8 protein-coding genes are annotated in these 13,848 nt (G+C 62.2%); 2 read left to right on the forward strand and 6 right to left on the reverse strand.

Features of this window, described 5'->3' with window-relative positions:
* Positions 1-293 precede the first annotated feature (293 nt).
* On the reverse strand, positions 294-1,472 hold the full coding sequence (pdxB, locus tag HXS65_RS07255) for a 4-phosphoerythronate dehydrogenase PdxB (protein WP_176493536.1): 1,179 nt from the start codon (positions 1,470-1,472) through the stop codon (positions 294-296).
* Between the two features lie 225 nt (positions 1,473-1,697).
* On the opposite strand from pdxB, the gene HXS65_RS07260 reads away from it, so the two are divergent.
* Positions 1,698-1,976, forward strand: coding sequence for a WGR domain-containing protein (locus HXS65_RS07260; RefSeq protein ID WP_077378449.1), 279 nt, complete (start codon positions 1,698-1,700; stop codon positions 1,974-1,976).
* An 85-nt stretch (positions 1,977-2,061) separates the two neighbouring features.
* Here the strand turns inward: HXS65_RS07260 and HXS65_RS07265 are convergent, their stop codons facing one another.
* Both HXS65_RS07265 and rlmKL read right to left on the reverse strand, forming a co-directional pair.
* Positions 2,062-2,412: a glutaredoxin family protein gene (locus HXS65_RS07265; RefSeq protein ID WP_176493537.1), complete on the reverse strand. Its 351-nt coding sequence runs from the start codon at positions 2,410-2,412 to the stop codon at positions 2,062-2,064.
* Between the two features lie 3 nt (positions 2,413-2,415).
* Positions 2,416-4,632: a bifunctional 23S rRNA (guanine(2069)-N(7))-methyltransferase RlmK/23S rRNA (guanine(2445)-N(2))-methyltransferase RlmL gene (rlmKL, locus tag HXS65_RS07270; protein WP_176493538.1), complete on the reverse strand. Its 2,217-nt coding sequence runs from the start codon at positions 4,630-4,632 to the stop codon at positions 2,416-2,418.
* Between the two features lie 529 nt (positions 4,633-5,161).
* On the opposite strand from rlmKL, the gene rmf reads away from it, so the two are divergent.
* Positions 5,162-5,371: a ribosome modulation factor gene (gene rmf, locus HXS65_RS07275; protein WP_043334308.1), complete on the forward strand. Its 210-nt coding sequence runs from the start codon at positions 5,162-5,164 to the stop codon at positions 5,369-5,371.
* Positions 5,372-6,152: 781 nt separating this feature from the next.
* On the opposite strand, the gene HXS65_RS07280 is transcribed toward rmf, so the two are convergent.
* From HXS65_RS07280 to HXS65_RS07290, 3 genes are all read right to left on the reverse strand, one after another.
* Entirely contained in the window at positions 6,153-7,196 is a 1,044-nt protein-coding gene (locus HXS65_RS07280; protein ID WP_176493539.1) for a quinone-dependent dihydroorotate dehydrogenase, read from the reverse strand.
* 242 nt (positions 7,197-7,438) lie between these two features.
* Complete coding sequence (locus HXS65_RS07285) at positions 7,439-8,587, reverse strand: hypothetical protein (protein ID WP_176493540.1); 1,149 nt, start codon at positions 8,585-8,587, stop codon at positions 7,439-7,441.
* Positions 8,588-8,847: 260 nt separating this feature from the next.
* Positions 8,848-13,686, reverse strand: coding sequence for an NAD-glutamate dehydrogenase (locus tag HXS65_RS07290; protein ID WP_136938874.1), 4,839 nt, complete (start codon positions 13,684-13,686; stop codon positions 8,848-8,850).
* Positions 13,687-13,848: the final 162 nt, after the last annotated feature.

The following is a 13,848-nucleotide window of genomic DNA, read 5'->3' on the forward strand; positions in this document are numbered from 1 at the left end:
AGTACGCGGGGAGCCAGCGGGCCACACCACCCTCGGACAAGTCGCCCGGGGCGCGCCCTGACATCTGTCGTCAGCGTAATTTTGGGCGACATTATATCGACCAAGGTCGCAGTCCGAAACGTCCGAGAACCGGTTTCATCTACCGGGTCATCCGCCCCACATCCGTACCTGAGACGAGAACGCCCCTGCCAGCGAAGCTGATAGGGGCGTTCTGACTGCCTGACGATCGAGATCCGTCACTCGGCCTCGACACCTCCTGCAGGTGGATATCGCAGGAGAGATGACATGTCACATCATTTGCTGGCCAGCTTCACACGCGAGAAGCCGAAGCCTTCCAGCACTTCACGCAGCTCACGGGCGTTCTTCTTGAGTTCGACGCGCAGCGTGGAGAACTCGCGACGCAACGGATATTCACGCCGATAACGCAGGAAGCCCTCGGCGTTGCCGAAGCGGCGCTGATAGCGACGCAGACCCAAGGCATCGCGGCGCACGTCGTAACAGGCCCGAACGCAGAGACCGAGGGCCTCTTCCGGCGGCGCCCACCCCGTCAGCACCAGCTTGCGAAGCCACGGGTCCGGCTTCAGCTGGCCCAGCTTGCGTCGTGCCGGCAGGCCGAAATGCCGGCAGGCCTGCTGATAGATGATCTCGGCTCCCTGCATCTTGCCATCCAGACTGTGTCCGGCGATGTGCGGCGTGGCGATATCCACCAGCGAGGCCAGCTCCGCATCGATGTCCGGCTCGTTCTCCCACACATCCAGCACGGTCAGCAGATCAGCCTGTTCCAGCAGACGCTGCTTGAGCGCGGCAGTATCCACGCAACCACCGCGTCCTGCGCTCAGCAATACGCTGCCGGGCTTCATGGCACGGATGCGCTCGGCATTGATCAGGTGATGGGTCGGATACTCACCGCCTGTCACCATCGGGGTATGCACGCAGATGACATCACACTCGGCCACGAGATGATCGATATCGACGAAATTCAGCGCTTCTGCCGCCTCCTCTCCCGACTCCTGCGCCAGCGCGCGCGGAGGATCACAGACCAGCACCTCGGCGCCCAGCGACTCGAGACGCTTGATCAGCCTCGAGCCGACCTGACCTGCACCGACCACGCCGAAACGACGATTGAGCTGCAGATCGAAGCCTTCCTGCTCCGCCAGATGCCACAGCGAGGACAGCACGTAATCCACCACCGAATCGGCATTGCAGCCCGGCGCATTGGTGAAGTGAATCCCTGCCGACTCGAGCCAGTCGAGATCGACATGATCCGTGCCGATGATCGGCGAGCCGACGAAGCGCACCCGAGTGCCCTTCAGCAATGCCTCATCCACCCTGAGCGTGGAGCGGCAGATCAGCATGTCGGCTTCCTTGAGGACGGCATTGGTGATCTCGCTGGTCGGCAGACAGATCACTTCCCCGAATTCAGAGAAGAACTCTTCTGCCAGAAGGACGTTATCATCCACGATGATGTGCATCTGTTGCCTTGTTCCTTGCTGTGCCGGTGGGTAGCGTTGCGGCCGTTGCCGCGTGCATGGCGTCTTGCAAAGCTTCATGACTTGCTGCAAGGCATGCGAAGATTACAATGGTATGATTCAGCGTTCGCCGCCGTGCCATCTTAGGCGTACGCAGCATGCGCCACAAGCCTGCAGCGCCTTGCGAGCCATCCACATGCCACCTCTGTTTCACCTCGGGAGTCACGCGTGATCATCCGCTGGGAAAGCCATCATGATTACGTCCTGGTCCATGTACATCAGGACATGTTCGGCGACTGGATCGTCAGTCGCTCCTGGGGCCAGATCGGCACCCAGTTCGGCGGACTGAAGCACGATCTGGCCGAAAGCTACGAGCAGGCCATGACCTGGGTCAGTGACCTCGCTCACATCCAGGCCTCACGTGGCTTCACCAAGGTGCTGGAGGCTACGGCTGACAGCCCCGAGGCCGAAGATGCCATGCGCCAGATGTCACTGCTGGAAGGCTAGGCCGCCGCCGGGACCCGCAGACAAGAAGACCGCCGCTACCTTAAGGTAGCGGCGGTCTTTCGTTCAGGCCCGGGCATGATGCGAATCAGCGCAGAAAGCGACGTCCATGGCGCATGACATGCCCCTGCGGCTCGACGCCGGAGTCACGCCCGGCAGGGGGCGTCCGATCGACGCCCTGCTCGACGCTCTTTTTGACACCCTGCGCGCGCAACCAGCCCGGCAAGGCCTCTTCGCCATCGGCCAGCGAGTACTCTGCACCCGATGCGCTCGCCAGCACAGGAATGCGTGTCGCGTAGCGCTCGCTCAGTTGCGCGTCGAAGGCGATCTCGACCCGCGTGAGCGTGACATCGGCCCCCAGCGCCTGCAGCGAGGCTTCCAGCCGAGCACACAGATGACAGCCCGCCGTGGTGTAGAGCCACAGCGGGACACTGGCCATCGCTCAGCCCTTCACGTCGCTGGCGCGACGGATGCGGAAGACGTGGTGGATATCCGGACGACGCTTGAAGTCCGGGTCCAGCAGCTTGCGCGACAGGTCTTCCACCACATGATGCTGGCTGACGCTGTCATCCATCACGAAGCGACGATGGTTGTTGGAGAAGATCAGCGTGCCGCCCGGGGCCAGGCTGGCCATCGCCAGATCGATCAGGCGCGCGTGATCGCGCTGGATATCCAGGGTGCCTTCCATCTTCTTGGAATTGGAGAAGGTCGGCGGATCCAGGAAGATCAGGTCGAACTCCTCGCGGGAACGCTCCAGCCACTTCAGGCAGTCGGCACGCACCAGCTGGTGACGCTTCTCGCTGATGCCATTGAGCTTGAAGTTCTCGCGCCCCCAGTCCAGGTAGGTATTGGACATGTCGACGCTGACACTCTCGCTGGCACCGCCCAAAACCGCGTGCACGGTGGCCGTCGCGGTATAGCAGAACAGGTTGAGCACCCGCTTGCCGTCCGCTTCCTTGCCCAGCAGCTTGCGCACCGGACGGTGATCCAGGAACAGGCCGGTATCCAGGTAGTCCTTGAGGTTCACCCACAGTCTGGCGTCGCCTTCCTGCACCTCGATACGCTGACCGGAGCTGTCCTGACGGGTGTACTGCGCCTTGCCCGCCTGACGCGTGCGCTGCTTGATATGGATATCGTTGGGCGAGCAGCCCAGTACCTGCGGAATCGCCGCCAGCGCATCCATCAGACGACGCTGCGCCTGACTGGCATCCACGGACTTGGGCGGCGTGTATTCCTGCACGTGCACATGACGCCCGTAGATATCGATGGCCAGCGCGTATTCCGGCATGTCGGCATCATAGAGGCGATAACAGGTGGTGCCGCTCTGCTTGAGCCAGCGGGACAGCGACTTCTGGTTCTTCTTCAGGCGATTGGCGAACATCTGGCCGCCCTCGCTGAGTGCCGGCTGACTGCGGGCATCTTCCGCCACGCTGTCCTCGTCGACCGCTCGCTCACGCGCTGCCACGTCGATCATCAGCAGCTTGCAATCCAGCTGACCGTTGCGGAAGGCGTACTGACGATGCGCACGCAGGCCCAGACGGTGACCGAGGTCCGGGTTGCCGGTGAACATGCCCAGCGTCCAGCCGCCGAAGTGACGCTTCATGCGCTCACCGAGGCTTGCATAGAGCGGCACCAATGCCGGCAACTCACCCAGACGCTCGCCGTAGGGCGGGTTGGTCATCACTAGACCGGTGGTGGCGCCCTCAGGACAGGTCAGCTCGGCGACGGAGGCGCCTTCCAGCTCGATCAGCGCCGGAATCCCGGCACGCATGGCGTTGGAGCGCGCGGCAGAGATCGCCTGCGGGCTATGATCACGCCCGAACAGACGCGCGGTGACCTTGCGGCGCCCGGCGATGGCACGCTGCTCCATCTCCTCGCGCAGACCTTTCCAGATACGCTCGTCATGACGCCCCCAGTGGCGGCAGGCGAAGTCTTCATTCAGCGACTGCGGGGCGATATCCGCCGCCATCAAGGCCGCCTCGATCAGCAGCGTGCCGGAACCGCACATCGGGTCGACCAGGCTCTCACCCCGCGCCGCACGGGCCGGCCAATCGGCACGCATCAGCAGTGCCGCGGCCAGATTCTCCTTGAGTGGCGCATGGGCGAGGTCGGGGCGGTAGCCACGCTGATGCAGGCTGCGACCCACCAGGTCGATGCCCAGGGTGATGAAGCCATTGTGCAGATGCGCATAGATGCGCAGATCTGCATTCTTGCCATCGACGGTCGGCTTGTGGCGACCTTCCTCGAACATCGCCTCGACGATGCCATCCTTGACGGTCTGAGCGCCGAAGAAGGTATGCCGGATATCCTTCCATGTTCCATGGAAATCGACGGCGATGGAGGCACGATCCGGCAATTCCATTGCCCAGTCGACGCCGGCGCTCGCCTTGCGCAGCTGCTCGCCGGTGTCGACGCCACCCACGCGGGTCAGCAGGCGAATGATGCGATTGGCCAGGCGTGACCACAGGATGGTGCGGTAAGCCGTCTCCTGACTTCCATTGAAGTGGACGCCGGCCACGGTAGTGCCGGTCACCTCGGCACCCAGCGACGTCAGCTCGTCAGCCAGCAAGGTCTCGAGGCCACGCGGACAGGTCGCAAACCAGGTGGAGAGCGGGTTGCTGGGGGCGCGCGGCGAAGTCGCAGAAGTCGTGTCAGTCATGAATCTCTCACCGGCAAAGGCCGGACTTATTCCTGTGAGTTGGCTTCTGGCACTAGCGATATTCCTATACGGCTGTCGACAAGCCAGAGGCAGTGTTCTAAAAACTATAGGTGTAGCTGCAATTCGGAAAGGTGACACGCCAAGCGAAAAGGAGGTTCACGGAGCGAAACCCTCATTCAGGCAGCATGCCCGACTGCATCTCGGTGACCATTGCCACCGATGAAACAGGATTCTGATGACACAACCTTCAGAGCAGAGATCCGGGCCTGCAGTGACCTATCCACCATCACGCTCGAGCATGTACTGGCAAGACCCTCCATCATCTCACATCCACGGCCTTTCCCGACACGGCTGGTCAGTGGCCACTGAGGTGATGAAGCACGAGGCCGGCAGTGACCTTCGGGTCATCGGCCTACTCTCTCACTCGGCAAGCCATGCTGTATCGAGTCGCTGCCACCGGACGATGTCTCCTCGAGAGACACCACAACAGTGACTCCAATGCCGATGGGTTCTCACATAGAGGTCATCCATGAAGAGACAGAAACGTGATCGCTTTCAGCGTGCCTATGTTCACGGCTACAAGGCCGGCGTTACCGGTCGTTCCCGTGATGATTGTCCCAGTATCGATGTCAATCTACGTGAATTCTGGATGAGTGGCTGGCGCGAAGGACGTGGCGACCAATGGTCTGGCATGACCGGCGTGTCCGGCATCCACAAGAACCCCATGGTGCTGTCCTGAGCCCCAGCGGGCTCCGGCAATAGACAAACCAGGATACTCCCACCGGGATGTTGATTCCCGTCCCGATGACTTTCAGGATGCATGACGTCAAGGAGTGACACCTGAAGATGGCGCCTGGCGCCTTTCACCCCGCCCACGCAGCCTGATGCGCTGCGCAAGCGGATTCTCCGGCATCAGTCTACCGGATCGCCTGATCAATGGCGCCGGAAGGCACGTACAGAGAGGACTCGAGGTGTTCACGGTGACTCAGTCGATACTGATGTCACCCGGAAAATCCCAAGGACGTCGCTTAGCGACATGACAAGCCACCAGGGAGGTAACGCCTTATTTCTATCTTGAAGACGCACGGCACTGTCAGGCGCGTGAAGCAGTAGGCAATGGGGCCGACTCGCTTCTCCGCTTGAAAGGCCGAGATGTTGGCGCTCGTGTCGATTCCCTCGCGACATGGCTCCAGAGAATGCGCGGCAGGCGACGGCCTGCATGAACGACGGTTCAGCGCGGAGCACGACACGGGCAAACGTTCACCTTGACTGCATCAGCAGGCTTCTTGCAGGCCTGCTATCACCATCCACGGACCCGATGAGCTCGATGGGCCAATACCCGACCGCCGTCCCTGACGGCAAAAGCGCTTCGCATCGTGCACGCTGGCTGGACATGGCAGCCAACACGGCAATGTCAGTTCACGAGACATATCGCTGACACTGCCACATCATCATTCACGCCGGTACCGAGGCCGCCTTCTGATGTCAGGAGGCGGCTCTTTCGTTGTCTGGCTGTCTGATCACAGCTTGATGAGCGTATCCGCCTTCTCCAATGCACGCGCGCACTCTCCGATCAGCGCCGGGCCGCGATAGATCAGTCCGGAGTACAGCTGAACCAGGTCCGCGCCCGCCGCGACCTTCTCGCGCGCACTCTCACCATCCGTGATACCACCGACACCGATGATCGGCATGTTCGGCAGGGCTTCGCGCAGCCCGCGAATCACGCGGGTGGAGGATTCCCGCACCGGCGCACCGGACAGGCCACCGGCCTCTTCTGCGTGCGAACTCCCCGCGACCGCGGAGCGCTCGACGGTGGTATTGGTCGCGATGACACCATCGATGCCATTGTCAGCCAGCGCACGCGCCACGAACAGAATCTCTTCACTGTCCATGTCAGGGGCGATCTTGATCACCAGCGGGACCTTCTTGCCACGCTCGGCATCGAGTTGATCACAACGCTCGCGCAGCCCCGCCAGCAACTGATTGAGGTGGTCCCCGAACTGCAGATTGCGCAATCCCGGCGTGTTGGGCGACGAGATGTTGGCGGTGATGTAGTCGGCGTGAGCATGCACGGCCTCGAGGCAGACCAGATAGTCGTTCAGCGCATCATCCACCGCCGTGGTCAGGTTCTTGCCGATGTTGATCCCCAACACGACACCGGAGGCACCACGCGCCTGACTCACCTTGACCTTCGCGACCAGATGCTCAACCCCGGCATTGTTGAAGCCCATGCGGTTGATGATCGCCTGGTGCTCCGGCAGGCGGAACAGGCGCGGCTTCGGATTGCCAGCCTGCCCTTTCGGCGTCACCGTGCCGACCTCGACGAAACCGAATCCCAGGGCGGCGAGCGCATCGAGGTGATCGGCATTCTTGTCGAGACCGGCAGCCAGCCCGACACGGTTGGGGAATTCGAGCCCCATCAGCGTCACCGGGTCACGTGGTGCCTCACCGCCCAATCCACGCGCCATGCCAAGCCGATGGGCCATGTCCAGGGCGTTGAGCGTCACACCATGAGCCGTTTCCGGATCGAGCTTGAACAGAAGCGAGCGAGCAAACGAGTACATGGTGATCTCCAGGCAGCAGCGACAGGGGGCATGACGACAGCGGAACTGGGCGCGAAGTATACCCGAAGCCCTTCGCGACAGACACTCCGCCGGACGCGATTGCCTCAGGCGAGAATGACGAGGGAGAACGAAGAGAAGTGACGAAGATGAGGCACAGAGGAAGGCGACAAGGAAGCGACACACGAAAGAAGGCGGCCCCGAGGGCCGCCTTCCTTGTCACTGTCAGGGTCTGAGCGCTGGGCTTATTTGACGTCCAGCTGACGCACTCGCACGGTGTAGTTGTTGACCCCTTCCATGGCAGTGCCGAACTTCTGACCGCTGACCCACACGGTGTAGCGCCCCGGTTCCAGCACGGTCTCGAGGTGGAAGTCGCCCTCGAAACCTTCGCCCTTGTCGCTGGCCACGGTATTGCCGTTCTCATCCAGCAGGCGCATCTGCAGCTTGTAGGTACCTTCGCTGCCCGGGAAGGTCTCGCTGTCGATGGTCACGGTGCCGCGATCGGAGACATCGAAGGTCATGACCTCGCCCTTCTCGCGAATGCGCACATCGGTGACGATCTCATCGAAACGACGGTCCGGCTCCGCTTCACTCTCGGTGACGGCAGCGCTGCCGGTCGCCGCCGCCGTAGTGGCAGACGCCGTAGTGGCAGACGCAGAAGAGGCAGCTTCGGCCGTGCCAGTCGCCGTGCTGGCGACGGCTTCACCGGCAGTAGCGCTACCTTCCGCGGCAGCGTTGCCGGTCTCGGCGGCCTTCTGCTCGCGCGCCGCCTGCTCAGCCGCGGCCACGGTGGCCGGCTTGATGGTCGCCACTTCATCGTCTGCATCGACGAAGGCAGTGCGACGGCCATCACCATCGGTGTCCAGGAACACCAGACCGTCACCGGTCTCGATGCCGCTTTCTTCGGCGGAGAGCTTCTCACCGCTCTCGCTGAGGCCCGCCACGTTCACTTCATAGGTATTGCCACCCGACTTGCCGGCGCCCAGCTTGTCGGCGCGTACGCGCAGCTTGTAGACCCCGGGCTCCAGCTCGACATTCATGTTCAGGCCATCCGATGCCCTGTCACCCGTGCCCGTGGCGATGATCGCACCCTGCTCGTCTTCCAGGCTGGCATCCAGGGTGTAGGGATCACTCACATCGAAGTTGGCGTTGCCGTCGATCTCATAACGTCCGGCTTCCTTGATGGTGAACTGATGGACACTGGTACCACCGAACTGGAAGTTCTGGCTGTGGGCATCGCTGCGCGGCTTGAGAAACTTGGAGATATCCAGCTTGCCCGCAGCGGCTTCGGCGCGCTGCTGTGCAGGGCTGCCATCTGCCAGCACGGCCTGGGATGCGAGACTGGAGAGGCCGAGCGCAATGGCGCAGGCAAGGGGTAACGCACGTTGTGACATGGTGTCTCTGCCTTGTTGTACTGAAGTTCTTGATAACGTAAGCCGACCGCTGCCATCGCGGCAACCATGCGGCTCAGGAAACAGGGGTTGCACTCGCTGCCCTCAGCATACCAGACCCTCGACGACAGTTACCTTACCCCAGCCTTGGCAATCGCGATTTTCTTGATTGCACGAAAAAACCCCCGCCATTGGCGGGGGTTTCGTTCAGCGATGACGCTTACAGATGTGCGTATCGCGGGTCAGCAGAGTTCCTGCCCGGCTCACGCCTCGCGACGGGACTCGGCCAGATCGACCAGTTCACGCAGTGCGACGGCGAACAGCGGGAAGCTCAACTGGGCACCACTCTTCATCTCGCCGAGCAGTGAGCACCAGCGGCTGACCAGTCCTTCATGGCTTGCCATCCAGTTGTCGACACGCTCATCGATCTCGCGCGGGGCATTGTCCTGCTTGAGCACGCTGACGGTCAGGGCCAGCTGCTGGCGATCCAGGTCATCACGGAAGCTCTCGCGCGCCTGGGCCTGCCAGCTGTCCTGCACCTCGAGGCCGTTGATCTTGTCGCCGACCCACGGCAGCTCGAGACGATGGCCGATGCCGTAGAAGGCTTCCGCCACACGGTTGATCTTCTCGCCGGTCACCTTGGCGGCCTCGATGATGCCGAGACCGGCATACAGGCTTGAGGTCGCCGCGATGGTGCTGGCCAGCGCTTCCGGAACGCCTGCCTCGACGTAGTGGTCGCGACGAGCCTCCCAGTGCTCGCGGGCTTCGCCCTTGAGGCGCTCGCCGATGCTCTCGGACAGCTGAGCCAGACGCGGCGCGAAGTGCGAGATGCTCTCCTTGACGCCCATGCTGCTGCGCTGACGCAGGAACCAGCGGGTGGCGCGACGCATCAGGCGCATCAGATCGCTCATCATGCGGTACTGCATGTCGGCCGGCACCTGGTGATCCAGCGCCTCGATCTGGGTCCACAGCGCTTCCAGGTTGAAGCTGTCACGCGCCACGATGTAGGCACGCGCAATCTCGGCCTTGCCGGCACCGGTGGTGTCTTCCAGGCGACGCACGAAGGCGATGCCCATGTGATCCACCAGGTCATTGGCGATCTGGGTGGCGGCGATCTCACGCTTCAGACGGTGCTGATACATCTCCTCCGGGAAGCGCTCCATCAGCACGCGCGGGAAGGCGCGCTCCAGATGCTGCTGCACGTAGCTGTCATCCGGCACGTCAGAGGCGATCAGGCTGGTCTTGAGATCGCTCTTGGCGTAGGACACCAGCACGGACAGTTCCGGCAGGGTCAGGGCTTCACCGGCATTGGAACGCTCGATCAGCGCCTCATCGGAGGGCAGGAACTCGAGCTCGCGATCCAGGGTACCGGCCGCTTCGAGTTCATTGATGAAGCGACGGAAGACGCCCATGCCTTCCTTGGACTGCAGCTCGGAGAGCGACAGTGCCTGGGTCTGGCGATAGTTGTCCTTGATCACCAGCTCGCCGACCTCGTCGGTCATCTCGGCCAGCTGCTGGTTGCGCTGCTTGTCGGTCAGGTCACCGCGGGCGACGATGTCGTCCAGCAGGATCTTGATGTTGACCTCGTGATCCGAGCAGTTCACGCCACCGGCGTTGTCGATGAAATCGGTGTTGACGCGCACGCCACGCTTGGCTGCGGCTTCCATGCGGCCACGCTGGGTCAGCCCCAGGTTGCCGCCCTCTCCGACCACCTTGCAGCGCAGCTCGTTGCCATTGATGCGCAGACCGTCGTTGGCCTTGTCACCGACATCGGCGTGAGTCTCGGTGGAGGCCTTGACGTAGGTGCCGATACCGCCGTTCCAGATCAGATCGACCTGCGCCTTGAGCATCGCGTTGATCAGCTCGTTGGGCGCCAGGCGGTCTTCGCGGATGTCGAAGACTTCCTTCATCTGCGGCGTGATGGTGATGGTCTTGGCATCACGCGAGAACAGACCGCCACCTTCGCTGATCAGACTCTTGTCGTAGTCGTCCCAGCTGGAACGCGGCAGACGGAACAGACGCTCGCGCTCGGCGAAGCTCTTCGCGGTGTCCGGGTTCGGGTCGACGAAGATGTTGCGGTGGTTGAAGGCACCGACCAGACGGATCTTCTCGGACAGCAGCATGCCGTTGCCGAAGACGTCACCGGCCATGTCACCGATACCGACCACGCTGAACTCGTCTTCCTGGATGTTGATGCCCATCTCGCGGAAGTGACGCTGCACACTGACCCAGGCGCCCTTGGCGGTGATGCCCATGCCCTTGTGGTCATAGCCGTTGGCGCCACCAGAGGCGAAGGCATCGCCCAGCCAGAAGCCGTACTCGTTGGAGATGGCATTGGCGATGTCGGAGAAGGTCGCGGTGCCCTTGTCCGCCGCGACCACCATGTAGGGGTCGTCTTCGTCATAGCGCACGACGGCGTTCGGCGGTACCACGTCACCACCGGACAGGTTGTCGGTGATGTCGAGCAGTGCGCGGATGAAGATCTGGTAGCAGGCGATACCTTCCTTCTGGATCACGTCACGGTCGTTGCTTTCCGGCATGCGCTTGCAGACGAAGCCGCCCTTGGCACCCACCGGCACGATGACCGCGTTCTTGACCTGCTGCGCCTTGACCAGCCCCAGCACTTCGGTGCGGAAGTCCTCGTGACGGTCGGACCAGCGCAGACCACCGCGCGCGACCTTGCCACCGCGCAGGTGCACGCCCTCGACGCGCGGCGAGTAGACGAAGATCTCGAACATCGGACGCGGCTTGGGCACGTCCGGAATCTGACGGGTATCGAGCTTGAAGCTGATGTAGTCCTTGGCCTGACCATCTTCCGCCGGCTGGAAGAAGTTGGTGCGCAGCGTGGCCATCATCAGATCCACGTAGCGACGCAGCAGACGGTCGTCGTTGAGGCTGGAGACCTGATCGAGCAGACCGTTGATGCGCTCGCGGCAGGCGCTGACGTCATCCTCATCGCCCTGACCCTGCGGGTCGAAGCGCAGGTTGAACAGCTGCACCAGCTCGCGGGTGATATCCGGATGGCTGCCCAGGGCATTGGCGATGTAGGCCTGGGAGAGGCCGAAGCGGATCTGCTTCAGGTAACGCGCGTAGGCACGCAGCATCGCCACTTCACGCCAATCAAGGCCGGAACCGATGATCAGGCGGTTGAAGGCGTCGGATTCGGCTTCACCGGACCAGATCTTCTTGAAGGCTTCGATGAAGCTCTCGCGCACTTCGGACAGCTCGACTGCGCCCTTGCCGTGATGCTCCAGATCGAAATCGTGGATCCAGCAGGTGGCATCGCTGCGCTCGATCTCGTAAGGACGCTCGCCGATGACGCGCAGCCCCAGGTTCTCGAGAACCGGCAGCACGTCGGACAGCGGAATCGGCTGATGCTTGTGGAACAGCTTCAGGTTGACACCCGAGTTGTCATCCTCGACCAGACGATAGGTGCTCAAGGCCACGACATCGCCTTCATCCAGCGCACGCAGATGGCCCACGTCGTAGACGGCAGTGCGCGGCGAGAAGTCATCACGGTAGCTGCCCGGGAAGGCATCGCGATAACGGCTCATCAGTTCATTGGCCTGCTCTTCACCGAAGCCTTCCACCATCGCGGCGTGCAGCTCGTCACGCCAGCTGCGTGCCAGCTGGGCGATCTTGTTCTCCAGCGCGCGCATGTCGTACTGGCCAGGCTCGTCGCCCTTGAAGCGCAGGATGAACTGGATGCGTGTCAGCACGGATTCGGACAGATACGGCGTGAAATCACCGAAGGTGGCATCCAGCTCTTCGCAGAGCAGATTCTGGATGCGCACGCGCAGGTCGGTGGAGTAGACATCGCGCGGCACGAACACCAGCACGGAGAAGAACTTGCCGAAGCGGTCTTCACGCACGATCAGTCGCACGCGACGACGCTCACGGATATTGAGGATGCTGGTGGCGGTGCGGGTCAGCTCATCCGTGGAGATCTGGAAGAGGTCATCACGCGGATAGACTTCCAGAATCTGCAGCAGGTGCTTGCCGTTGTGGCCCTTCGGGTTGACCCCGGCGGCCTCCATGACGTCCTGCACCTTGCGACGCAGAATCGGCACGTTGCGCGGACTCTGGTTGTAGACCGTGGAGGTGTAGAGCCCCAGGAAACGACGCTCGCCGATCACGCGGCCTTCGGCATCGAAGCGCTCGACAGTGATGTAGTCCGGATAGGCCGGACGGTGCACGCGGGCGTGGAAGGCGCTCTTGGCGAAGGACAGCAGCTCCGGGATCAACACGTACTGATCGCTGTTGACGCTCTGCTGATGGCGGGACTGCTCGTGATAGCGCTCGAGGTCCAGCTTCAGGACGCCAAGCTCGGAACCCTCGACCTTGCTCAGCACGCGAGTGCCGTCGTCCTGCTCTTCGACGGTGTATTCGTCATAGCCGAGGAAGGTGAAGTGATCGTTGCCCATCCACTCCATGAACTCGCAGGCTTCCTGGTGATCCGCCTCGGACACGGTGGCAGGACGGTTGTCACGCAGCTCTCTGAGCGCCTGAGCCCCCTGGGAGCGCATGGCCTCGAAATCCGCCACGGCGACCCGCACTTCAGCCAGCACTTCACTCAGGCTGTTTTCCAGATCTTCGAGCATCTCGCCATCGTTGTGACGATCGATCTCGATATAGATCAGTGACTCGCGCGTCTCGGGAGCGTTCTCGGCGCGCGGCGCGGTCACGCGCTCCAGCTGACCGGAGGCATCGCGCGCCACGGCCAGCACGGCATTGTGGATGGCATGCACGGTGATACCGCGACGATTGAGCTCGATGCGCACCGAGTCCACCAGGAAGGGCATGTCCGGGTGCAGCACTTCGATGATGGTATGGGTGGACTGCCAACCATGCTTCTCGAAGTCAGGGTTGTAGGCGCGCACCTTGGGGGCAGCGTGACTCTGCAGGAAGTGCCATACGGCCAGAGTGGAGCCGTAGAGGTCATCCAGCTTGCGCTCGGCCATGTCCTCGAAGGAAGCCGTCGCATGATAATCGCGCGCAAAGGCCGCGATTTCCTGCACCTTGTCCTTGGGAAGTCGCTTGTCCAGCTGCTCTTGGAGCTGCGCAAGGAATTCCTGCTTGCCGTCCGTCGCCACGTGTAGCATCAATCACCTCGACTGACCTGATGGAAGTATCAGGAAGAATAGTCATAGAGAGCCCGCGCTCGCACCCGTGACAGGATGCCAAGGCGCAGGCTCATGCAGTGCATCACAGACTAGCGCAGTCTGTGCCTCGGCCCCATGCCTGTTCCATATTGGTCATGCTGC

This window comes from Cobetia sp. 5-25-4-2 (genome assembly GCF_013374075.1).
Classification (GTDB): Bacteria; Pseudomonadota; Gammaproteobacteria; order Pseudomonadales; family Halomonadaceae; genus Cobetia; species Cobetia marina.